21 protein-coding genes and 1 pseudogene are annotated in these 22,553 nt (G+C 64.7%); 15 read left to right on the top strand and 7 right to left on the bottom strand.

Translation table 11 applies throughout. The features are described from left to right. The first annotated feature begins 114 nt into the window (after positions 1-114). The 3 genes from Q3C01_RS32810 to Q3C01_RS32820 all read left to right on the top strand — a co-directional run bounded on the left by Q3C01_RS32810 (position 115) and on the right by Q3C01_RS32820 (position 5,566). A complete protein-coding gene (locus Q3C01_RS32810) occupies positions 115-2,199 on the top strand; it encodes a hydantoinase/oxoprolinase family protein (RefSeq protein WP_458149413.1) in 2,085 nt (694 codons plus the stop codon). 2 nt (positions 2,200-2,201) lie between these two features. Further along, entirely contained in the window at positions 2,202-3,854 is a 1,653-nt protein-coding gene (locus Q3C01_RS32815; RefSeq protein WP_458149414.1) for a hydantoinase B/oxoprolinase family protein, read from the top strand. A 116-nt stretch (positions 3,855-3,970) separates the two neighbouring features. Beyond that, the gene (locus Q3C01_RS32820) at positions 3,971-5,566 is read left to right on the top strand and encodes an ABC-F family ATP-binding cassette domain-containing protein (protein WP_458149415.1); all 1,596 of its coding nucleotides are present in this window, start codon (positions 3,971-3,973) and stop codon (positions 5,564-5,566) included. On the opposite strand, the gene Q3C01_RS32825 is transcribed toward Q3C01_RS32820, so the two are convergent. Beyond that, complete coding sequence (locus Q3C01_RS32825) at positions 5,563-6,891, bottom strand: dicarboxylate/amino acid:cation symporter (RefSeq protein ID WP_458149416.1); 1,329 nt, start codon at positions 6,889-6,891, stop codon at positions 5,563-5,565. The two genes, Q3C01_RS32820 and Q3C01_RS32825, sit on opposite strands and share 4 nt — an antisense overlap. A 152-nt stretch (positions 6,892-7,043) precedes the next feature. Here Q3C01_RS32825 and Q3C01_RS32830 point away from each other — a divergent pair, with 152 nt between their 5' ends. Continuing rightward, complete coding sequence (locus Q3C01_RS32830) at positions 7,044-7,856, top strand: NAD-dependent protein deacetylase (RefSeq protein WP_458149417.1); 813 nt, start codon at positions 7,044-7,046, stop codon at positions 7,854-7,856. A 56-nt stretch (positions 7,857-7,912) separates the two neighbouring features. Here the strand turns inward: Q3C01_RS32830 and Q3C01_RS32835 are convergent, their stop codons facing one another. Then, positions 7,913-8,557, bottom strand: a complete 645-nt coding sequence (locus Q3C01_RS32835) for a glutathione binding-like protein (RefSeq protein WP_458149418.1) — start codon at positions 8,555-8,557, stop codon at positions 7,913-7,915. Between the two features lie 108 nt (positions 8,558-8,665). Here Q3C01_RS32835 and Q3C01_RS32840 point away from each other — a divergent pair, with 108 nt between their 5' ends. After that, positions 8,666-9,316, top strand: coding sequence for a TetR/AcrR family transcriptional regulator (locus Q3C01_RS32840; RefSeq protein ID WP_458149419.1), 651 nt, complete (start codon positions 8,666-8,668; stop codon positions 9,314-9,316). Between the two features lie 30 nt (positions 9,317-9,346). Here Q3C01_RS32840 and Q3C01_RS32845 read toward each other — a convergent pair whose 3' ends face one another. Then, positions 9,347-10,267 (bottom strand): LysR family transcriptional regulator, encoded by a 921-nt coding sequence (locus tag Q3C01_RS32845; protein WP_458149420.1) that lies wholly within the window; start codon positions 10,265-10,267, stop codon positions 9,347-9,349. 127 nt (positions 10,268-10,394) lie between these two features. Between Q3C01_RS32845 and Q3C01_RS32850 the strand changes: the two genes are divergently transcribed. The 5 genes from Q3C01_RS32850 to Q3C01_RS32870 all read left to right on the top strand — a co-directional run bounded on the left by Q3C01_RS32850 (position 10,395) and on the right by Q3C01_RS32870 (position 15,062). Further along, positions 10,395-11,765, top strand: coding sequence for an MFS transporter (locus tag Q3C01_RS32850; RefSeq protein ID WP_458149421.1), 1,371 nt, complete (start codon positions 10,395-10,397; stop codon positions 11,763-11,765). 42 nt (positions 11,766-11,807) lie between these two features. Beyond that, positions 11,808-12,914, top strand: a complete 1,107-nt coding sequence (locus Q3C01_RS32855; RefSeq protein ID WP_458149422.1) for an amidohydrolase family protein — start codon at positions 11,808-11,810, stop codon at positions 12,912-12,914. Continuing rightward, a complete protein-coding gene (locus Q3C01_RS32860) occupies positions 12,911-14,011 on the top strand; it encodes an amidohydrolase family protein (protein WP_458149423.1) in 1,101 nt (366 codons plus the stop codon). Before Q3C01_RS32855 ends, Q3C01_RS32860 begins: the two co-directional genes overlap by 4 nt. Continuing rightward, positions 14,008-14,421 (top strand): Rieske (2Fe-2S) protein, encoded by a 414-nt coding sequence (locus Q3C01_RS32865; protein ID WP_458149424.1) that lies wholly within the window; start codon positions 14,008-14,010, stop codon positions 14,419-14,421. Before Q3C01_RS32860 ends, Q3C01_RS32865 begins: the two co-directional genes overlap by 4 nt. Before the next feature lie 71 nt (positions 14,422-14,492). Further along, positions 14,493-15,062, top strand: coding sequence for a hypothetical protein (locus Q3C01_RS32870; protein ID WP_458149425.1), 570 nt, complete (start codon positions 14,493-14,495; stop codon positions 15,060-15,062). Positions 15,063-15,087: 25 nt separating this feature from the next. Here the strand turns inward: Q3C01_RS32870 and Q3C01_RS32875 are convergent, their stop codons facing one another. Next, the gene (locus tag Q3C01_RS32875) at positions 15,088-16,053 is read right to left on the bottom strand and encodes a 2-hydroxyacid dehydrogenase (RefSeq protein ID WP_458149426.1); all 966 of its coding nucleotides are present in this window, start codon (positions 16,051-16,053) and stop codon (positions 15,088-15,090) included. Between the two features lie 140 nt (positions 16,054-16,193). Between Q3C01_RS32875 and Q3C01_RS32880 the strand changes: the two genes are divergently transcribed. The 4 genes from Q3C01_RS32880 to Q3C01_RS32895 all read left to right on the top strand — a co-directional run bounded on the left by Q3C01_RS32880 (position 16,194) and on the right by Q3C01_RS32895 (position 18,999). Next, positions 16,194-16,562, top strand: a complete 369-nt coding sequence (locus Q3C01_RS32880; RefSeq protein ID WP_458149427.1) for a YciI family protein — start codon at positions 16,194-16,196, stop codon at positions 16,560-16,562. Then, positions 16,559-17,836, top strand: coding sequence for an RNA polymerase sigma factor (locus Q3C01_RS32885; RefSeq protein WP_458149428.1), 1,278 nt, complete (start codon positions 16,559-16,561; stop codon positions 17,834-17,836). The genes Q3C01_RS32880 and Q3C01_RS32885 overlap by 4 nt, the downstream gene beginning before the upstream one ends. A gap of 188 nt (positions 17,837-18,024) precedes the next feature. Then, the gene (locus tag Q3C01_RS32890; protein WP_458149429.1) at positions 18,025-18,561 is read left to right on the top strand and encodes an SRPBCC family protein; all 537 of its coding nucleotides are present in this window, start codon (positions 18,025-18,027) and stop codon (positions 18,559-18,561) included. A 24-nt stretch (positions 18,562-18,585) separates the two neighbouring features. After that, positions 18,586-18,999 (top strand): VOC family protein, encoded by a 414-nt coding sequence (locus Q3C01_RS32895; RefSeq protein WP_284268424.1) that lies wholly within the window; start codon positions 18,586-18,588, stop codon positions 18,997-18,999. 69 nt (positions 19,000-19,068) lie between these two features. Here Q3C01_RS32895 and Q3C01_RS32900 read toward each other — a convergent pair whose 3' ends face one another. After that, positions 19,069-19,476, bottom strand: coding sequence for a hypothetical protein (locus Q3C01_RS32900; protein ID WP_458149448.1), 408 nt, complete (start codon positions 19,474-19,476; stop codon positions 19,069-19,071). Positions 19,477-19,622: 146 nt separating this feature from the next. Further along, positions 19,623-20,411 (bottom strand): SDR family NAD(P)-dependent oxidoreductase, encoded by a 789-nt coding sequence (locus Q3C01_RS32905; protein WP_458149430.1) that lies wholly within the window; start codon positions 20,409-20,411, stop codon positions 19,623-19,625. Between the two features lie 95 nt (positions 20,412-20,506). On the opposite strand from Q3C01_RS32905, the gene Q3C01_RS32910 reads away from it, so the two are divergent. Next, the gene (locus tag Q3C01_RS32910) at positions 20,507-20,884 is read left to right on the top strand and encodes a cupin domain-containing protein (protein WP_458149431.1); all 378 of its coding nucleotides are present in this window, start codon (positions 20,507-20,509) and stop codon (positions 20,882-20,884) included. 96 nt (positions 20,885-20,980) lie between these two features. On the opposite strand, the pseudogene Q3C01_RS32915 reads toward Q3C01_RS32910, so the two are convergent. Further along, a pseudogene (locus Q3C01_RS32915) lies at positions 20,981-22,233 on the bottom strand (methyl-accepting chemotaxis protein); the annotation flags it as partial. Positions 22,234-22,553 lie beyond the last annotated feature (320 nt).

The raw sequence follows: 22,553 nt of genomic DNA on the forward strand, positions 1-22,553 counted from the left end.
TTGGCTATCGCATAGGTGCCCGGCAAAATCGTGCAGCGAGTTGCCATCGGTGGAGTCGATGGCATACAAATTGCTCAACGCTTGAGCCTGTCGATCAGCACGGAGACATCTGGAATGCGTGAGAGAGCCGAAGTGCGGCTTGCCGTCGATATCGGAGGAACGTTCACCGATATCGTGCTGGATGTGGGACAGGATCGCAAGACGCGCAAGGTGCTGACGACGCCGACGCGGCCCGAGGAGGCGGTGCTTGATGGCATTCGTCTCATTCTCACGGATGCGCATGCGCATATCAGCGACATCGATGTCTTCATTCACGGCACGACGCTGGCGACCAATGCCATCATCGAGCGCCGCGGCGCAAAGACCGCGCTCGTCGCGACCGAAGGCTTTCGTGACGTGCTCGATATCGGTACCGAGAGCCGGTACGATCAATACGACCTCACCATCGACAAGCCGAAGCCGCTGGCGCCGCGTTCCCTGCGCTTCACCGTTCCCGAGCGCGTCGATGCCCATGGCGCGGTGCGGTTGCCGCTGGATGAGGCCGCGGTGCGTGCGCTGGTGCCGAAATTGCGTGCGCTGAATGTCGAAAGCGTCGCCATCGCCTTCCTGCATTCCTACGCCAATCCCGAGCATGAGCGGCGCACCGCCGCGATCCTCGAGCAGGAGATGCCCGGCATCTCCGTAACGATGTCGTCCGCAGTGTGCCCCGAGATCCGAGAGTATGAGCGTACCTCGACCGCCGTCACCAATGCCTATGTGCAGCCTTTGATCGACGGCTATCTGGCGCGCATGGCGCAGGCGCTGGCGGTCGAGCAGTTCCGCGGCGCGATTTATCTCGTGACCTCCGGCGGCGGCGTCACTTCGATCGAGACGGCGCGGCGCTTCCCGGTGCGCCTGGTGGAGTCCGGTCCTGCCGGCGGCGCGATCTTCGCGGCGCAGATCGCGGCACGGCTCGGCGAAAGCAAGGTGCTCTCCTTCGACATGGGCGGCACCACGGCAAAGATCTGCCTGATCGAGAAGTATCGGCCGGAGACCTCGCGCGTGTTCGAGGTCGATAGGGCCGCGCGCTTCCTGAAGGGCTCAGGGTTGCCGGTGCGCATTCCCGTGATCGAGATGGTCGAGATCGGCGCCGGTGGTGGTTCGATTGCGCGGATCGACGCGATGAAGCGCGTCACGGTCGGCCCGGAGAGCGCTTCGTCTGAGCCGGGCCCGGCCTGCTATGGCCGCGGCGGCAGACGGCCTGCGGTGACCGATGCGGACGTTGCGCTCGGCATGATCGATCCCGACGCCTTTGCCGGCGGCACGATCAAGCTCGATCCCAAGCTGTCTAAACAGGCGCTGCTGCACGATGTCGGTGAGGCGCTGGGCCTGTCGGCGGAGAATGCCGCCTATGCCGTGCACGAGGTCGTCTGCGAGAACATGGCGAGCGCGGCGCGCGTGCATGCAGTCGAACGTGGCGCGGTGGTCGGCCAGCATACGTTGATCGCGTTCGGTGGTGCCGCGCCGCTGCATGCGGCGCGCGTTGCCGAGAAGATTGGCGTCTCCCGGGTGATCGTGCCGTCCAACGCCGGCGTCGGCTCGGCCGTCGGGTTTCTGGCCGCGCCCATTGCCTATGAACTGGTACGCAGCCGCCATGTCAGGCTCGAAGATTTCGATACCGCGGCGGTCTCGGATCTCTTGCAGGAGATGGCGATCGAGGCGCGGGCGCTGGTCGAGCCGGGTGCTGCCGGCGCGCCGGTGCGCGAGCGCCGCGCCGCCTTCATGCGCTATGTCGGCCAGGGCCACGAGATCACGGTCGAACTGCCGAACCGGCTCTTGGCCGCTGCCGATCTCGCCGGCTTGCGAAAATCCTTCGAGATCGATTATGCCGCGATGTTCGAGCGCCCGATTCCGGGCGCGGCGATCGAAGTGCTGAGCTGGTCCGTGCTTGCGACCACCGAGCCGCGCAATCCGCCGGTCGTCCATGCCGTGGCGCGCAAGCCGGCCGGCAAGGCATCCGGTAGCCGCAAATTCTACGACGGAAGGGCGGGACGCCTGGTCGAGATTCCCTTGTACCGCCGCGAGGACATGGAGCTGGGAGCGACCATCGCCGGCCCTGCCGTGATCGCGGAGGATGAGACCTCGACATTCGTCTCGACGAGCTTTGACGCCCACATCGACGGTGCCGGCAGCATCGTCATGGAACGAAAGGCGGCGTGACCATGAATGGCGCAAGCACCAGCCTGATCGACCTTCAGATCATGTGGCACCGGCTGATCGCGGTGGTCGAGGAGCAGGCGCAAGTGCTGCTCCGCACCGCCTTCAGCCCGATCGTGCGCGAATGCGGCGATCTCTCCGCCGGCGTGTTCGACCTCAGGGGCCGCATGCTGGCGCAGGCCGTGACGGGCACGCCGGGTCACGTCAACTCGATGGCGGAGTCGGTCAAGCACTTCATCGCGCATTTCCCGCTGGAGACGATGAAGGAGGGCGACGCCTACATCACCAACGATCCCTGGATGGGCACCGGCCATCTCAACGACTTCGTCGTCACCACGCCCTGCTTCAAGAACGGCAAGCTGGTCGCGCTGTTCTCCTGCACCAGCCATCTGATGGACATTGGCGGCATCGGCTTCGGGCCTGATGCCACGGACGTGTTCATGGAGGGGCTCTACATCCCCATGCTGAAGCTGATCGACCAGGGCATCGTCAACGAGACGCTGATGGCGATGATCCGCACCAACACGCGGCTGCCGATCGACACCGAGGGCGATACCTATTCGCTCGCCGGCTGCAACGACGTTGGCTGCGAGCGCCTGGTCGAGATGATGACCGAGTTCGGCATCGACACGCTCGATGAGCTCGGCGACTACATCTGCGACCGCTCGCGCGAGGCCGTGCTCGCGGAGATCGCGAAGCTGCCGAAAGGAAGCTGGCGCAACACCATGATCGTCGACGGCTATGATGCACCGGTGACGCTATCGGCGATGCTGACGATCTCGGAGAAGGGCATTCACGTGGATTTCACCGGCACCTCGCCGACCTCAAAGTTCGGCATCAACGTGCCGCTCTCCTACACCACAGCCTACACCGTGTTCGGTCTTGGCTGCGTCGTCGCCTCGGAAATTCCCAACAATGCCGGCTCGCTCTCGCCGCTAACGGTGTCGGCGCCATCAGGGGCAATCCTCAATGCGCCGAAACCCGCGCCGGTGGCTTCGCGTCACGTCATCGGCCAGATGTTGCCCGACGTAGTGTTCGGCTGCCTGCGCCAGATCATCCCCGTGCGCGTGCCGGCCGAAGGCACCTCATGCCTGTGGAATCTCAACGTGCGTGGACAGACGCGTTCCGGCGCTGGCGGCAACTACGGGTTCTCGATGGCGGTGACCAGCAATGGCGGCACCGGCGCGCGCTTTGCCAAGGACGGGCTGTCGGCGACCGCCTATCCGAGCGGCGTGCGCGGCACGCCGGTCGAGATCGCGGAGACGCAGACGCCGCTGATCTTCTGGCGCAAGGAGCTGCGCCCGGATTCCGGCGGCGCCGGCCGCACCCGCGGTGGTCTCGGCCAGATCATCGAGGTCGGCAGCGGTGTCGACGCGCCGTTCGACATTCTGGCCGCGTTCGATCGCATCGATCATCCGCCGCGCGGCCGCGATGGCGGCCGTGACGGCGAGGCCGGTTATGTCGGATTGAAGTCCGGCAAGAAGATGCGCGGCAAGGGCTTTCAGACCGTGCCGCCTGAAGATCGGCTCGTCGTGATGACGCCAGGCGGGGCCGGCATCGGCGATCCCACCGATCGCGCGCGGGACAGCGTGCGCGACGACGTCGAGAGCGGCCTGGTCTCGCCGGACAACGCGGCCGCGCTCTACGGCCTCCGCTAATGTCGCTTGATCGCGATCGTCGGCAGGACTAAGAGAGAGGCCTTCAATCAGGAACGTTGCAGCCATGGATTTCACCCCGACCGCAAAGCTCACTCGCTCTGCTCACGGGGAATCTCATGCCTGCTTCGATCATCCTGTCCGATCTGTCACTGGCTACGCCTGACGGTCGCTCTCTTCTCCAAAACGTCAATCTCACCTTCGGACCCGAGCGCACCGGCCTCGTCGGCCGCAATGGCGTCGGCAAAACGACGCTGCTCGCCGCAATTTTGGGGCGTTTGAGCTCGCAGTCCGGCCGCGTTGTCGTCAACGGAACCATCGGGCTGCTGCGCCAGGATGTCCAACTTGCGCTGGGCGCCGCGATCATTGACCTCTTCGGTGCGCAAGAGGCGTTCGCGCTGCTTCGCCGTGCCGAGCGTGGCGACGCCACGGCCGACGAGCTTGCCGAGGTCGACTGGACGCTCGAGACGCGAATCGCCGAGGCGCTGGCTCGTGTCGGGCTCGATGCTTCCGCCGACACGGAGCTCGCGCTCCTGTCGGGCGGCCAGATTACGCGGGCGCGTCTTGCGGCACTCGTCGTCACGGCGCCGGACTTTCTGTTGCTGGACGAGCCGACCAACAATCTCGATCGCGAGGGGCGCAAGGCCGTGACCGGTCTGCTCGCCGCATGGCGCGGCGGCGCCATCGTCGTCAGCCATGATCGTGAGCTGCTGGAGACCATGGATGCCATCGTCGAGCTGACCTCGCTCGGCGCCGCGCGATACGGCGGCAATTGGAGCAGTTTTCGCGAACAGAAGGCGCTCGAGCTTGCTGCGGCCCGGCACGACCTCGCGCATGCGGAAAGGCATTTGCGCGAGCTCGACGACAAGGCGCAAGCCGCCGTCGAGCGCAAGACGCGCAAGGACAGCGCGGGCGCGAAGAAGCGCGCCAAGGGCGACATGCCGCGTATCCTCGCCGGCGCTCGCAAGGACCGCAGCGAGGACAGCGGCGGCAAGGGCGCGCAGGTCACGGAGCGACGGCGGGCGGACGCGCTCGATGCGCTCGGCACCGCGCGCCAGCGCATCGAGATCCTTCAGCCGCTATCAGTAAAGCTCGCGTCGACGCATCTGCCTGCGGGCCGGGAGGTGCTCTCGGTCGTTGACGTCAGTGCCGGCTATCGCCCGGAGCGGCCGCTGCTGCGCAAACTGTCATTCGCCATCGTCGGCCCGGAGCGCGTCGCGCTGGTCGGGCCCAACGGCTCCGGCAAGACGACGCTGCTCAAGCTCGTCACCGGACAATTGCCGCCCTTGTCCGGGAGTGTGCACGTCAGGACGAAGTTCGCGATGTTCGACCAGACCGTCAGCCTCCTCGATTCGCGCGCCTCCGTGCTCGAAAATTTTCGGCGGCTCAATCCCAGGGCCGAGACCAACGCCTGCCATGCCGCGCTGGCGCGCTTCATGTTTCGTGCAGATGCTTCCTTGCAGGTCGTTGCGCGCCTGAGCGGAGGTCAATTGCTGCGCGCAGGCCTCGCCTGCGTGCTCGGCGGCGCGGCGCCGCCGCCTCTGCTGATCCTGGACGAGCCGACCAATCACCTCGACATCGCCTCCATCGAAGCTGTCGAGGCGGGCTTGCGAGCCTATGACGGCGCTCTGCTCGTCGTCAGCCACGATGAGTCGTTTTTGCAGGCGATCGACGTCACGCGAAGGATCGATCTCGGCGAGCCCGGCCTTCGCTAGCCACCGCCACCCGGCTCCAGCGCTTCGCCCATCTCCAGCGGATGCGCCATGGTCTCGTGCAGCGCGTTGCGATCGAGTTCGCCCTCGGACATGCTGATCACGACGCAGGCGACGCCATTGCCGATCAGATTGGTCAGCGCGCGGCACTCGCTCATGAACTTGTCGATGCCGACCAGGATCGCGATCGATTGCACGGGGATGTCGGGCACGATGGAGAGCGTCGCCGCCAGCGTGATGAAGCCGGCGCCGGTCACGCCCGAGGCGCCCTTGGATGTGATCATGGCGATGCCCAAAATGCCAAGCTCCTGCCAGATCGTGAGATTGGTATTGGTCGCCTGGGCCAGAAACAGGGTCGCCAGCGTCATGTAGATGTTGGTGCCGTCGAGGTTGAAGCTGTAACCGGTCGGGATGACGAGGCCGACAACGGAACGCGAGGCGCCGAGATGCTCCATCTTCTGGATCATCTGCGGCAGCACCGTTTCCGATGACGAGGTGCCGAGCACGATCAAGAGCTCGTCCTTGATGTAGGCGATGAAACGCAGGATCGAGAAGCCGGCGACCCGCGCGATCGCGCCGAGCACGATCAGCACGAACAGGATGCTGGTGAGATAGAACGTGCCGATCAGCGCGACGAGGTTGAGCAGTGAGCCGAGGCCATAGGCGCCCACCGTGAAGGCCATCGCGCCGAACGCGCCGATCGGCGCGACGCGCACGACGATACGGATGATGCCGAAGAACATCTTTGCCGCCTTGTCGACGGCGTCGACGATCGGCTCGCCGGCCTTGCCGAGGAAGGCGATGGAAAACCCCGACAGGATCGAGATCAGCAGCACCTGGAGGATGTCGCCGCGCGCGATCGCGCCGACATAGCTGTCCGGGATGATCGCCATCAGATGGGCGACGATGCCTTCTTCCTTGGCCTTGGTGACGTAGGTTGCGACCGACTTCGGATCGATCGTGGCGGGATCGATGTTGAAGCCGTGCCCGGGCTGGAGGACCTCGCCGACGAGCAGGCCGACCGCGAGCGCCACCGTCGAGACCGTTTCGAAATAGACCAGCGCCTTCAGCCCGACCCGGCCGACCCGCTTGAGATCGCCCATCGAGGAGATGCCATGCACCACGGTGCAGAAGATCACCGGCGCGATCATCATCTTGATCAATGCGATGAAGCCGTCACCCAGCGGCTTGAGCTCCTTGCCGAGGTCGGGATTGAAATAGCCGACCAGTATCCCGAGCGCGATCGCGATCAGCACCTGGACGTAGAGGATCTTGTACCAGGGTTGATGACGGCGATGGGCGGCGGGCGGAATCGCGACTGGCGTCATGGTGTGCCCCGGATTGCGTTGCAGGTCGGCGCCATTTCATCATGAGCCGTCCGGGGCAGGGCCGATAGTCACAATTTCGTCGGCGGGCGCGGGCCGCAGCGCAGCATCGTCTTGCGCTCATCTGGCAAATCCGATCGAAGCAGACTACATCGGTGGGCATGGCAACACGTCCGCTCGAAGATTTCGTCGGCCGGCACCAGCGTCTCTTCGTTCTGACCGGGGCAGGCTGCAGCACCAATTCCGGCATTCCCGATTATCGCGACAGCCAGGGCAACTGGAAGCGGACCCAGCCGGTCAACTACCAGGCTTTCATGGGGGATGAGCGCACGCGGCAGCGGTACTGGGCGCGCAGCCTGATCGGCTGGCGGCGGTTCGGCCAGGCGATGCCGAATGACGCGCATCATGCGCTGGCTCGCCTCGAGGCGAACGGGCAGTGCGAGATGCTGCTGACCCAGAACGTCGACCGGCTGCATCAGTCGGCAGGTCACCGGCAGGTGATCGATCTGCACGGACGGCTCGATCTCGTCCGCTGCATGCGATGCGGCGACAAGACGCTGCGCGATGCGTTCCAGCGTGCCCTCGGCCGCGTGAATGCAGGCTGGCTCTCACTCGATGCCGCGGATGCGCCCGATGGCGATGCCGATCTCGAGCACGAGGATTTCTCATCGTTCAACGTGCCCGCTTGCCAATCCTGCGGCGGCACCCTCAAGCCGGACGTCGTGTTCTTCGGCGAGAGCGTGCCGCGCGAGGTCGTGGCAACAGCGCAAGAACATCTGGAGCAGGCCGATGCCATGCTGGTCGTCGGCTCATCGTTGATGGTCTATTCCGGCTTTCGCTTTGTGCAGATGGCAGCGCGCAAGAACATTCCGATTGCTGCCGTCAATCTCGGACGCACCCGCGCGGACGATCTGTTGACGCTGAAGGTCGAAGAGCGCTGCGAAGCTGCGCTCGCGTTTCTGTTGTGAGGCGACTCGTCCCGGCCTTGGCCGGGACGAGTCGCCGATCACCGTTCAACTTGGATCTATGCCGCCGCCTTCCGCCGCGCCTGCTCAGACTTGTACAGTTCGAACTCCTCCGTGATTGCCTTCGCGATCGACGGGCGCTGCTTGAGGCGCTCGTAATAGGCCTTCAGATTCGGCCATTTCGCCAGCTCGATCGGCGGCGTCGCCATGGTCCAGTTGATCACCGTGACGAGATAGGCGTCGGCGACGGTGAAGTGGTCGAGCAGGAACTCGCGGCCCTTCAGGTGGTTCTCGACATAATCGAGTCGCGACAGGTTCTTCTCCAGCGCGTAGGCTTTGCTCTCCTGCGGCGACTTGCGATCCAGCACGGGGATGAACAACCCCTTGTGCAGCTCGGTGCCGATGAAGCACAGCCATTGATGCAGCCGCGAGCGGTCGATGCCCGGTCCGGTGCCGAGGTGGGACTGCGGAAAGCGGTCCGCGACATATTGCAGGATCGCGGCGTTCTCCGTCAGCACCACGCCCTCGTCGGTGCGCAGCGTCGGCACGAGGCCAATCGGGTTCACGGTACGGAAGTCGGAACCGTCCTTCAGCACGGTCTTGGTCGGTGAATCGACCTCGAGATAGTTCGCCTCCGCGCCGGCTTCATACAGCGCGACGCGGGTCGCCATTGAGCAGGCGAGCGGTGAAAAATAGAGATCCATGGGGTGCCTCCTTGGGCGTGGTGTCGTTTGACCTTGCGTTGCAACCCGGCCGGATTGATTTTTGTACTGTTCCGCATAATATGGAGACGGTCAAGGATAATTTGCGATATGGTACAAAAATCAAAAGATCCGCCTGCCGCCGCACCCAAGGCGCCGAAGCGCCGCGGCCGGCCGCGCGCCTATGAGCCCGACGTCGCGCTCGGCAAGGCGCTCGACCTGTTCCGTACGCAGGGCTTTGCCGCAACCTCGCTCGACGATCTCAGTGAGGCCACCGGCATGAACCGGCCAAGCCTCTACGGCGCCTTCGGCGACAAGCGCGAGCTCTACATCAAGAGCTATCAGCGTTACCGCGAGCAGGCGCGCGCATCGATGGTGGAGATCTTTCGTGCGGATCTGCCGTTGCGCGAGCGGCTGGAGCGCATCTTCGCGTCCGCGCTCGCCATCTATCTCTCCGGCGAGACCGGCCCGCGCGGTTGTTTCACGGTGGTGACCGCGGCATCCGAAGCTGTCGGCGATCCCGAGATCCGCGCCATGGTGCTGGAAGGCCTCACCGAGCTCGACAAGGCTTTTGCTAATTGCTTCCGCCGCGCCAGGGAGAAGGGCGAGCTGCCGGAGAGTGCCGATCCGGTCGTGCTGGCGCAGCTCGCCTCCGCCACCATCCACACCATCGCCATCCGCTCCCGCGCCCGCGTCCCGCGCAAGGAGCTCGACGCGATCGTGAAGGGGGCGATCGATATGATGGTGGGGGTGAAAGGCTAACCCTTCGCCGGGACGACAGCGAGAGTGTGGCTACCCCAACTCCCGCGCGGGTGCCGCCACCGATATCGCGGCCTCCCGGAAGGCATCGCGAATGGAGCCCAGCAGGGTCTGCACACGCGCGAGATTGGAGCGCGTCGCCGGGACCAGCGCCTTGAGCCAGAGATCAGGGATCTGAAGTTGCGGGAGCAGCTCGACGAGCGCGCCGGACTTGAGCCGATCCGCCGCCGCGGTGCGTGACACGATCGCTATTCCGCTGCCCGCGCACAGGCTGTCGATCACGAGCGCGCTGTTGTTGGTCACGAGGTGCGGCCGAACCGCTACCGTCGTCACGCCATTGCGGCCTTCGAAGGTCCAGGCCGGCCCGATCGGCGAAAACACGATGCAGTCGTGATTGACGAGATCGCGGGCGTGCCGGGGCTGGCCACGCCGCGCCAAATAGGAGGGCGCGGCACAAAGCACGCGTTCGAACACGTGCAAGGGCTCCTCGAGTACGCCGTCGAAGGACGACGGCATCATGGTGAGCACGATGTCAAAGCCTTCCTCGACCGGATTGACCGTGCGGTCCACCAGCACCGCGTCCAGCGTCACGCGCGGATACTTGATCTGAAACGACGACAGCAGTTGCGCGAGGTCGATGACCATCGGTGATGCCGGCGCCTTGATGCGCAACTGGCCCTCGAGCTCATTCGGGGATCGCATGATCCCCTTGGCCATCTCGTCGTATTCGCGGACGATCTGGCGGATGGCGTCGAGATAGCGCTCGCCGACTTCGGTGAGCGCCAGTCGACGGGTGCTCCGCCGCAACAACGTGGCCTTCAGCGACCATTCCAATTGACCGACCCGCTTGGTGATGACGGACGGAGCCACCCCGAGCTGCCGGCCCGCCTCGGAGAAGCTGCCGGCCCGCGCGGTCGCCAGAAACGCCTTCATATTCAAAAGGCTATCGGTCATTTAATCCAATCCGGAAAAGATCATCGCGCGAAATAGCTTATTCTCACTCGATCTGGAAGGAAATAGGCTCCCGGGCGCGACAAGCCGTCACCAAAACAAGCGAAACGGCAACGCGGAGGAACGAGCAATGAGCGCACCTGACGTCATCGATGTCACCGATGTCATCGAGCGCCAGCGCCGCAACGGCCTGGTCTTTACCGTCCTGATGCTGTCGACGACGATCATGTTCCTGGACGGTTACGATCTTCAGGCGATGGCCTTCGCCGCGCCCTCGATCATCCGTGCCTGGGGCATCGAGCGGGCGGCGCTCGGCATCGTCTTCAGCGCAGGCATTTTCGGCATCCTCGTCGGCGGCCTCGTGTTTGGATCGCTCGGCGATCGCATCGGCCGGCGGCTCTCGATCGTGGCCTCGATGCTGGTGTTCGGCGGCTTCACACTCGCGACGGTCTGGGCCAGCGACATCACCAGCCTCATCGTGCTTCGCTTCCTCGCCGGCATCGGCATCGGCGGATTGTCGCCGCTGTGCTACGCGCTGAACCTCGAATATGCGCCGAGCCGGTACCGCGGCACGGCGGTCGCGATCATCATGGTCGGCTATGTCGCTGGCAGCAGCATCGGTGGCTTCATCGCCGCCGGTCTCGTACCGCAGTTCGGTTGGACCATCGTGTTCTGGATCGGCGGCGTGCTGCCACTCCTGGGGGCCGCGCTGTGCTACTTCGCGCTTCCGGAATCGATCAAGTTCCTCGTGGCACGCAATCGCGAGCCCGCGGAAGTCGCCCGCATCCTGAACCGGATCGAGCCCTCGCTCCGGGCGCAGGCGACGACGCGCTTCGTCCTTCGCGATGAAGCTGGCAGCGCCGGAACGGGGCTCCTGTCGCAACTCGCCACACTGTTCGACGGACGGCTTGCGGTCATCACGCCGTTCCTGTGGGTGGCCTATATCGCAAGCTCGATCACGATGTTCTTCCTCAATAGCTGGACGCCGATCCTGGCGGAGGCGTCGGGGCACACGCCCGCGCAGGCTGCCTTGGGCTTGACCGTGTTCAGCCTGGGCGGCGCCGTCGGCGGCCTCACCATTGGCCGGGTGCTCGATCGTTTCGGCGTCATCGCCATTGCGATCGTGCCGCTGATTGCCTCGCCGCTGGTCGCTTCGCTTGGCTGGGCCGGTCTTGGCGACAGCACCTACCTTGCGACGATGGTCTGCGTCGGCTTCTTCGTGGTGGGTGGTCACCAGGGCCTGAACAGCTCGGTCGGCCAGTTCTATTCCAGCACCAACCGCACGACCGCCGTCGGCTGGGCGTTGTCGGTCGCCAAGATCGGCTCGATCAGCGGACCGCTGGTCGCCGGAATCCTGATTGCGCAGCATCTGCCGTTTTCCAACCTGTTCCTGCTCGCAGCGATGCCGCCGCTCGTCGTGGCGTGCTGCGTGCTCGTGCTCGGAGTCTCGCAGCGCAGGCATACGGCGGCGCGCAAGGTCGATCAGGCCGCGCCGGCATAGCCGCCGTCGCGCTGGCCGGATTGAAAGCAACGGAGTGCTGAAATGAAAATGCCATTCGCAGGGGCGATCGATTGCGACCTGCACCCGCCGATGCCGAGCATGGCGCAGCTTCTGCCTCATCTGGACGACTATTGGCGCGACCAGATCTGCAACCGCGCGATCGATCGCACGCAGTTCGCCACGATGAGCTACCCGCCGAACGCCCCGATCAGCGTACGGACCGACTGGCGCGCGCCGCAGGCGGGGCGAAGCGATCTCGATACGCTGCGCACTCATGTGCTCGACGCCTTTGATCTCCGCTTCGGTATCGCCAACGTGATCCACGGTGCGATCGCGCTCTACAATGATGATCTGGCGGCGGCGATCTGCCGCGCGGTGAACGACTGGCTTCGCGCCGAATGGCTCGATCGCGAACCGCGGCTGCGTGGCTCGATCCTGGTGACGCCGCAGGATCCGGCGCAGGCCGCCGCCGAGATCGAGCGCCTCGCGCCGGACCGACGTTTCGTGCAGGTGCTGTTGCCCGTGATGGGCGAGAAGCTGCTCGGCCGGCGCGAGTTCTTCCCGCTCTATGAGGCGGCCGAACGGCATGGGCTCGTCATCGCCGTGCATGCGGGCAGCACCTATCGCTATGCACCGACGATCGTGGGCTGGCCGTCCTACCAGTTCGAGGACTACGTGGCGCAGGCGCAGGCTTTCGCCAACCAGACGATCAGCCTCGTCGCCGAAGGCGTGTTCCGCCGCTTTCCGCGCCTCAAGGTCGTGATGCTCGAGTCTGGTGTGAGCTGGCTGCCGATGACCGTGTGGCGCACCGACAAGACCTGGCGTGGTGCGCGGCCGGAAGTGCCCTGGGTCGATCGCTGGCCGTCCGAGATCATCCGCGAGCACCTGCGCTTCTCCATCCAGCCGTTCGATGCGCCGGATGCGGCGGCGGTCGCCCAGACGATCGATCGCATCGGTTCCGACGCGGTGCTGCTGTTCTCAACCGATTATCCGCACTGGCAGTTCGACGGCGAGGATGTGCTGCCGGACGGGCTGCCGCCCGACTCACTCCAGCGGATTCTCGTCGACAATGCGCTCGCGACCTATCCCCGCCTGGCGCAGTGCGCGGTTGCCGTTGCCGCCGACCATGCGAAGGAGGACGTCAGATGAACGCGCCTTTCGTCGAACAGAAGGCCCGCCAGACGCTCGCAGTCGTCGACTGCGACATCCATCCGGCGCACCGTACGCCCGCCGAACTCTTGCCCTATCTCGAGCCGCGCTGGCGCGAGCACTACCAGACCCATGGCGTGCATGTGCGGCAGGCGCTGCCGAACGGGCTGATGTATCCGCGCATGATGGCGGCTGGCATGCGTGCTGATTCGCTTCCTGAAGGTGGTGGCCCTGCGGGATCCGATCTCGATCTCCTGCGCAAGCAGCATCTCGATCCCGTCAATGTAGAGTTCGGTCTGTTGATGGCGCTCAGCAAGGGCGGCATGGAGGAGCGCAATCCCGGGCTTGCGGCGGCGTTGTCGCGCGCAACCAATGACTGGCAGATCGATCGTTGGGTGCGCGAGGAGCCGCGTCTTCGCGCCGGCATTGTTGTGCCGCAGGAATTTCCCGAGGCGGCTGTCGCCGAGATCGAGCGCTGCGCAGGCGATCGCCGCTATGTGCAGATCATGCTGTCGTCGCGGCCATCGGATCCGCTGGGCCATCGGCGCTATTGGCCGATCTATGAGGCGGCGGAGCGTGCCGGCCTGCCGATCGGCCTGCATCCGGTCGGCTATAATGGCGGCCATCCCTCCACTGGCTCGGGCTGGCCGACCTTCTATTTGCAGGAGCACTATGTCTTCGTGGCCTGCATGGAAGCGCTGGCCAGCAGCCTGATCATCGAGGGCGTGTTCGAGCGTTTCCCAAAACTGAAGGTCGTGCTGGTCGAGGGCGGCTTCGGCTGGGCCCCGGCGCTGGCCTGGCGCATGGACAAGCACTTCGAGAAATTCCGCAAGGAGGTCGCGCATCTCAAGCGGCGTCCCTCGGAATATCTGCGCGAACACATCTGGTGGACGACGCAACCGATCGAGGAGCCGGCGCAGTCGCGCCACATCGTCGAGATCATCGACTGGATCGGCTGGGATCGGCTGCTCTATTCATCGGACTATCCGCATTGGGACTATGACAATCCGTCCTTTGCGTTCAAATTTCCGATGACCGAGGAGCAGCGTCGCAAGATCTTCAGGGACAATGCGATGGCATTGTATGGCCTCGCATGAGCCGCCGTGTGGTTTGCCCGGCAGCCGAGCTGCCGCCCGGGGCGCGCAAGGTCGTCGTCGTCGACGGGCGCGAGATCGGCGTGTTCAATGTCGAGGGGCGCCTGTATGCGCTGCTCAACCGCTGTCCGCACGGTGGGGCGGCGATCTGCTCGGGCGTGGTGACCGGCCTCAGCCAATCGTCCGGCCCTGGCGACTATCGCCTGGAGCGTCGCGGCGAATTCCTGCGCTGTCCCTGGCACGGCTGGGAGTTCGATATGGCGACTGGCCAATCCTGGTGCGATCCGCGCCGCACGAAGGTGCGAAGTTTTGAAGTGAAGCTTGAGGCCGGCTCCGACCTCGTGATGGGCCCCTATGTGGCGGAGCGATTTCCGGTCGCCGTCGAGGATGCCTATGTCGTGATCGACCTCTGAATGGTGCCGTGCGGTTCTGGCGTTCCCAACGTCTGGCGCGTATAATTCCCGCGCAGACGACGGAAGCACGGATGTTGATTTTCGCACGCAGTTTAGGCCTCGCATTGGTCTTGGTGGCGCCCTCTCTGGGCGGGCGAACGGCCCACGCCCAGGCTGTCCCCGTGCCCTACATGAACTCGGGCGGGCTGATGGGCTGGGGCGACAATCCGGCTTTCGACGCCAGCGATCCGCAATCCAAGTTCCCAAAAGGCTGGTTTCTCAGCAGCTCACGCGACAGCACGGCGTGGAGCATGAATGGCTTCGATCATGCGAGGGCGTTCGGCAATTACGGCTCGCTGTCGTCCGATGGCGTGAAGTTCGGCTACAACTTCGCGAATGCACCGGTGACGATCTACACCGGCTTTGACACGTTGAAATACAATCTCGGGACCGGCGGTCCGATCACGCCTTTCGATTCCACCACGGGAACGCTGCCGGGTGGCTATCGCGCCAATGCGGGGATCGAATTCCGACCGACGTCGAATCTCAGCCTGTCGTTCGGCGCGAGCTTCACCCAGCAGTCGTCCGGACTGGTCGACAGCGACATCAATTCGCCGCTGCCGCCGGGTGCGTCGCCACTGGCTTTCGGCGCTCGCCGCTAGGGCTGACCGTCCCGCCAGCCACGCTTCAATAGCCGCGCGTCCGATCGACCACATTCTCCAGTGCAGCGCCGGCTTCGAAACGCGCGATCTGCTCCGCGACATATGCGGAGATTGCATCGGCATCGGTATCGGCCGCATTGTGCGGCGTCACCACCACCTTCGGATGGCTCCAGAGGCGGCTGTTCGCCGGCAGAGGCTCCTCGACGAACACGTCGAGGGAGGCGGCACCGAGCGTACCGTCGTCGAGGCAGGCCAGGATGTCGTCCTCGTTCTGCAACCCGCCGCGGCCGGCATTGATCAAGACCGGCGCGCCGAGCGGGCTGCTACGGTTGAGCTTCGCAAAGACCTCGCGGTTGAGGATGCCGTGCGTCTGTGGTGTCAGCGGCAACAGGCAGACCAGAATGTCGGTCGCGCGCAGGAACGCCTCCATCTGATCCGCGCCGTGGAAAGACTCCACACCCTCGTCGCTCCGCGGACTGCGGCTCCAGCCCACCACGCGGAAGCCGAACCGGCGCAGCACGTCGGCGGCGTCCGCGCCCAGCGTGCCGAGCCCCATGATGCCGACCGTGACGGTGCTTGCCGGCCATTGATACTTCGGCTCCCAGGTTTTCTCGCGCTGCGACTGCCGCAGGTAAAGCTCCTGCCGATGATGCATCAGCACGTGAAGCACGACATATTCGGTCATACGTCCGGTGAGATCGGGCACGGCGACGCGGACCAGCGGGACGTCCGGCAGGCTGTTGTCCGCCATCAGCGCGTCGACGCCGGCGCCGAGATTGAAGATCGCGCGCAGGTTCGGGAAGGCCTTGAGATCGCCCGGAACCGGCTTCCAAACCGCGGCATAGTGCACTTCGGCCAGGTCGAGGTCCGGATCCGGCAGCAGCACCACGCGCCGCTTGCCGCAGACCGCCTCGAATCGCGCTTTCCAGCGCTCCGGCAGCCAGTTCTGCTGCCTGCTGTTGATCAGGAGTGCCAGCGCGCCTTTAGTCATTCGTCATGTCCCATCGAGTTCCCGTTCAGGGCCCTCCTTGGCACGAACGCGCGGACATTTCCTGCAAAAAATTTCCGCAAGCCGTGTCGGGGCAGGGCATAGTGCGTCGTCTTTACAATAAGAGAAAACAGGACGTGCCCATGCTCTATGCCATCCTTTGCTACCACGATGAGGATTTCGTCGGCTCCTGGAGCAAGGACCAGGATGAAGCCGTGATGAAAAAGCTCGCCGTGGTGCAGGACAAGCTCACCAAGCAGGGCCGGCTCGGTCCCGTCGCGCGGCTCCTGCCCACCACGGCGGCCGCGACGTTGCGGAAAGAAGACCCGCCGCTGGTGCTCGACGGTCCCTATGCCGAGACCAAGGAGCAGTTGCTCGGTTTCTACATCGTCGATTGCAAGAACCTCGACGATGCGCTCGACGTCGCGCGCGATCTCGGCGCAGCCAATCCGGGCGGCGCCTATGAGGTGCGTCCCGTCGGCGTGTTCAGGCCGGGAGGGAATTTGACGTGAGCGAGACCGACGCCGCCTGGATCGAGACCGCGCTGACCTCGGCGCGGCCCCAGGCGGTGGGCGCGCTGCTGCGTTATTTCCGCGACCTCGATACCGCGGAGGAAGCGTTCCAGAATGCCTGCCTGCGCGCGCTGAAGACCTGGTCGCAGAACGGGCCGCCGCGCGATCCCGCGGCCTGGCTGATCATGGTCGGCCGCAACGTTGCGATCGACGAGGTGCGCCGCGCGCGCAAGCAGCAGCCGCTGCCGGAGGACGACCAGGCGATCTCGGATCTCGATGACGCCGAAGGGAAGCTCGCCGAGCGGCTCGACGGCGCGCACTATCGCGACGATATCCTGCGCCTGATGTTCATTTGCTGCCATCCGGATCTGCCGGCGACGCAGCAGATCGCACTCGCACTTCGTATCGTCTCCGGCCTCACCGTGAAGCAAATCGCGCGCGCCTTCCTGGTCTCGGAAGCCGCGATGGAGCAGCGCATCACCCGCGCCAAGGCGAAGATCGCGGATGCCGGTGTGCCGTTCGAGGCACCCGGCGCGGTCGAGCGCGGCGAACGGCTCGCGGCCGTCGCCGCAATGATCTACCTGATCTTCAACGAGGGGTATTCGGCGAGCGGCGACACGGCCGAGATCCGCAAGCCGCTATGCGAGGAGGCGATTCGGCTGGCGCGGCTGCTGTTGCGGCTGTTTCCAGGCGAGGCGGAGATCATGGGGCTCGCCGCGCTGTTGCTGTTGCAGCATGCGCGCAGCGCGGCGCGCTTTGCAGCCGACGGCTCGCTGATCCTGCTCGAGGATCAGGACCGCTCGCTGTGGAGCAGCACCATGATCGCGGAGGGGCTCGCGCTGATCGACAAGGCGATGCGCCATCGCAGGAGCGGCCCCTATCAGATCCAGGCGGCGATCGCGGCGCTGCACGCCCGTGCGGCGACGCCCGAGGAAACCGACTGGGCGCAGATCGAGCTGCTCTATGGCGCGCTCGAGCTCGTGCAGCCCTCTCCGGTGGTGACGCTCAACCGCGCGGTCGCGGTCTCCAAGGTGCGCGGCGCGGAGGCCGCGCTCGCGCTGATCGAACCGCTCGCGCCGAAGCTTGCCAATTACTTCCATTTCTACGGCGTGCGCGGCGCCTTCCTGATGCAGCTCGGCCGCCTTGAGGAAGCCCGCGTCGCCTTCGACCGTGCCATCGCACTCGCCAACACCTCGGCCGAGGCGGCCCACATTCGCATGCATCTCGATCGCCTGATCAGGGACAGCCAGCCGAAAGCGTCCAAGGCAAAGTAGAGCGAACATCTCTCCGGATCGTCATGCCCGGGCTTGTCCCGGGCATCCACGTCCTTTACGTCCGCGCTAAGACGTGGATGGCCGGGACAAGCCCGGCCATGACGCGCGGTAGGGGGCGAAAAAATCACCGGCGTCTGTCGGTCTTGCGCTCTCTCCTTCGTCCTTAGGCCAATCGAAGGGAGCCCGTCATGCTGAAAGCTGTTGCCATTGTCGCCATTGTGCTTGCCGCCGGCATCGCCGGCATTCTCGTCTTCGCCGCCACCAAGCCGGACATGTTTCGCGTCGAACGCACGCTCGCCGTGAAGGCGCCGGCCGATGCCATCTACCCCCTCATCGCCGATTTCCAGCGCTGGACGAGCTGGTCGCCCTACGACGGGCGCGATCCCGGCATGAAGCGCACGTTCGGCGGCACCGCGCAGGGCAAGGGCGCGACCTATGCCTGGGACGGGAACAAGGACATCGGCGCCGGTCGCATGGAAATTCTCGAAGCGAGCACGCCGTCGAAGCTTCGCATCAAGCTTGATTTCGAGCGTCCTTTCGAGGGTCACAACATCGCCGAGTTCACGTTTGTGCCGCAAGGCGGTGCAACACTGGTCACATGGGCGATGTACGGTCCGGCCCCGTTCCTGTCCAAGCTGATGCAGGTGTTCGTCAACATGGACAACATGATCGGCAAGGATTTCGAGACCGGCCTCGCCAATCTGAAGAAGCTCACCGAGAAGTAGAAGCCTCACGTCAAGGAGAGAAACATGCTCAATCCATACCTGTTCTACCAGGACAAGTGCGAAGCCGCGTTCAACTATTATGCGCGCGTGCTCGGTGGAAAGGTCGAGGCGATGCTGCGCGCCTCCGACGCTCCGCCGGAGATGCCGGCGGCACCCGGCCGCGAAAAGACCATCATGCATGCGCGCCTGTCGCTTCCCGATGGCAGCGTCCTGATGGCCTCCGACGCGCCGCCGGAGCATTCGCAGAAGCCGCAGGGCTTCTCGATCTCGCTGACGATCACCAACGTGGCCGATGCCGAACGCAAGTTCAACGCGCTCGCCGATGGCGGTACCGTCACCATGCCGTTCAGCAAGACGTTCTGGGCCAAGGGCTTTGGCATGTGCGTCGACCAGTTCGGCATCCCCTGGATGGTGAACTGCCCGGCGGAAGGGATGTGAAGCAAACTGCCGCCGCGCGACCGCTGAGCTGCCCTTTCCCGCAAGCAAGGGGAGAGGACAGTGCAACACTCACCTGCACCGTGGGTAGATCGCGGCGAGCTCGCGGCCCTTCAGCAGCAATAGCCGCGACGTCAGTCCGCCGCGGCTTCTGATCCAGTTGCGCACGGGCGCCGGATAGGCCTCCAGCACCGCTTCGGAGGCCTCCGGTTCGGCATAGAAGCGGCCCTGCCGGTCGACCGAGCGGGCGGCATGGAAGCCGAGCACTGCGCGCTTGGTGACGCAGATGCGTTCGCCGGGCACCAGACTCAGCACCAGCGTACAGGCGGACAGGCAGGGCCCGTCGATCACCACACGCTCGCCCGACTCGCGCACCTGCTCGAACAATTCGAGGAACGGCCCAACTCGTCCGCCCGGAGACTGGATGATGCGGATCTCGGCGGACGCTGGCGCGGCTGCGAACATCGCGAGCGACAGCATCCAAGTCCTTGCAAAGACGACGCGTCGCATGAGTGCTCCACGAACTCGATCTCGTAGGGTGGGTTAGCCGCAAGGCGTAACCCACCACCTTTGTCGCGGTGGCAGAAGAGGTGGGTTACGCTTCGCTAACCCACCCTACGAACCTTCTACCCGTTCCTCCGCTGTCCGCGCAGCGTCGGCAGGCCGATGCCTGCTGCATCGAAGCCGCCATCGACGGCCAAAATTTGGCCGGTAATGTAGCTCGATCGATCCGAGCACAGGAAAAAGATCGCCTCGGCGAGTTCCTCTTCCAGGCCATAGCGGTTGAGCGGGATGGCATCGTGATAGTCCGCGCGGATCTCCGGCGTGTGCACCTGTTTCGCCATAGCGGTGTCGACCGGTCCCGGCGCGACGGCGTTGACGCGGATGTTGAGCGCCGCCAGCTCGACCGCGAGCTGCTTGGTCAGATGCGCCAGCCCCGCCTTGCTCGTGCCGTAGGCCGAGCGCAGCGTCGAGGCGCGCACAGCCGAGATAGAGGTGATGTTGACGATGGCGCCGCCGCCGGCCTCGCGCATCAGGGGGACCGCGGCCTTGGTGCTGATGAAAGGGCCGGTGAGGTTGACCTCGAGCACGCGGCTCCAGTCCTCGTCCGACGTCTCCATCAGCGGTGCGAACACCGCGACGCCAGCATTGTTGACGAGCGCATCGAGCCGGCCGAAGCGCTGTTCGACCGCCTTCATCGCCGCACCGACCGCCGTGCTGTCGGAGATGTCGCAAGTCAGCGCCAGCGTCGCCTCGCCTTGGCCGATCGCGGCGACGGCGTGCGCCAGCAACTCGCCCTCGATGTCGAGCAGCGCCACATGCCAACCCTCGGTGAGGAATTTCCTGGCCGTCGCAAGCCCGATACCGCGCGCGGCACCGGTGACGAGGGCAACTTTTTGCGGGCTTGAAGTCATCTGCTAATCTGTCCTGTGTCCGAAACGCCGGACGTTAAGGGGGGCGGCGTCTCGTATCTTTTACTGTGCCTTTGTCTCCACAAGAAAGGCCTCGCATGCAGCCCTCCGATCCATCCGCGCTGGAAGAGTGGCGGCCTGGCGTCAAGACCCGCATGCTGGCCTCGGCCCGCACCGGCGCCACAGCGCTCTGCATCTTCGAGCAGTGGGTGGCCCCCGGCGCCGGCGCGCCGACGCACAGCCACACCGTCGAGGAAGTGCTGACGGTGCGCGAGGGCGAGGCCGAAATCTGGCTGGAGGGAGACGGCGTGAGGGTCACGGCCGGCCAGTCGGTGCTGGTGCCGGCAGGCCGCAGGCATGGCTTTCGCAACGCCGGAACCACGACGCTGCACGTCCACGCCGTGCTGGCGTCAGCGATCTTCGAAGCCATGCCGGAGGGTGCGAGCGAGGTGACGCGGCGGTGGCTGCCGGACTAAAGCGCGATGAGACTAGGATGAATCGTCATCGCGCTTGAGGTTATTGTTTACCCATGATCTTTTCGTAAAACCGCTTCGCACTTTTCCGGATCATGCTTAGGACAGCTCCGCCGAGGCTCGCTGCATATTGGCGGACATGTCGGCGGTCACGATGCTCTGCTCCTCGACGGCGGCGGCGGTGGAGGCAATGAACTCGTTCAGGCCCGCGATCGCGGCCTTGATCGCGCTGAGGGAACTTGCCACGTCGCCCGAGATGCTGTTCAGCGCGTCGATCTCCGAGGAGATCGTGTCGGTCGCCTGCTTGGCCTGATTGGCGAGGCTCTTCACCTCGGAGGCCACCACGGCAAAGCCGCGCCCTGCCTCGCCGGCCCGCGCGGATTCGATCGTGGCATTGAGCGCGAGCAGATTGATCTGGCCTGTGATGCCCGAGATCAGCTCGACGATACCGCGCATCGCCTGCGCGGCCGCGTTGAGCTTCTGGGCCTGACCGTCGGCGGTCTCAACCCGGCCCGCCGCCGCCTTCGAGCTGTCGCGCGATTTCGACATGGTCTCGGAAATTTCCCGGATCGAGGCGCTCATCTCCTCGCTGCCGGCCGCAACGGCCTCGATCAGCCCGCGCGCGTTGTCGGCCTTCTTGCGGCCGATCGCCTGCGCCGTGATATCGCTTGCGTATTTCACCACCTTGTAGGGTTTGCCGTTGAGGTCGAAGATCGGATTGTAAGAGGCTTGGATCCAGATCTCGCGGCCGCCCTTGGCGATCCGCTTGTATTCGGCAGCCTGGTACTGGCCGCGATTGAGCGTCTCCCAGAATTGCCAGTAGGCCGCCGTCTCGCGCTCTTTCGGCTCGACGAACATGCTGTGGTGCTTGCCCTTGATCTCGGCGAGGGCATAGCCCATCGCCTCCTGGAAATTCTCGTTCGCGTCGCGGATCGTGCCGTCCATGTTGAACTCGATCACCGCCTGCGACTTCCAGATCGCGGCGATCTGCCCGTCATTGTCGGTCGCTTTCAGCTTCTGCTCCGTAACATCGGTTGCGAACTTCACCACCTTGAACGGTTTTCCCGCCTCGTCGAGAATCGGATTGTAGGTCGCGAGAATCCAGATCTCCCTGGCGCCCTTGCCGAGGCGCTTATACTCGGCCGCCTCGAATTCGCCGCGGTTCAGCCGGGCCCAGAAGTCGCGATACGCGGAGCTCGCGCGATCCTCCGGTGTCACGAACATGCTGTGGTGCTTGCCCTTGATCTCCTCGAGCGAGTAACCCATCGCTTTCAGAAAGTTCTCGTATTGGCGCCGACGATGGTGCCGTCGAGCTTGAACTCGATCACGGCCTGGGATCGGCCGATCGCCGCGGCCTGCGCAATTGCATTCTGGATTTTTGTGCTGTTTTGGAAGCTGAGCATGATGAGGTTCCGCAATTGGCTCCGGTTTGGAGCAAGACGAAAAAATGCGAGTCGCGAAAAGCGAGCGGGAAAAAGTTGCATCGGCTTGTTTAGCAACTGTGAACCGCTTGGCTGGGGAACCGGGTTCCGCAATTTCTCGCGACAGCAACGATGTGTTTAAAATTGTGAGCTTTCTCGATTCATATGCACGACAGCATGCAGTGCGGTGTTCGGCGAGTCGCCTCAGTAGTATTACCAATGTACCAAAGACATCTCAGCGGGATGATTTG

The sequence above is a fragment of the Bradyrhizobium sp. UFLA05-109 genome (genome assembly GCF_054185165.1).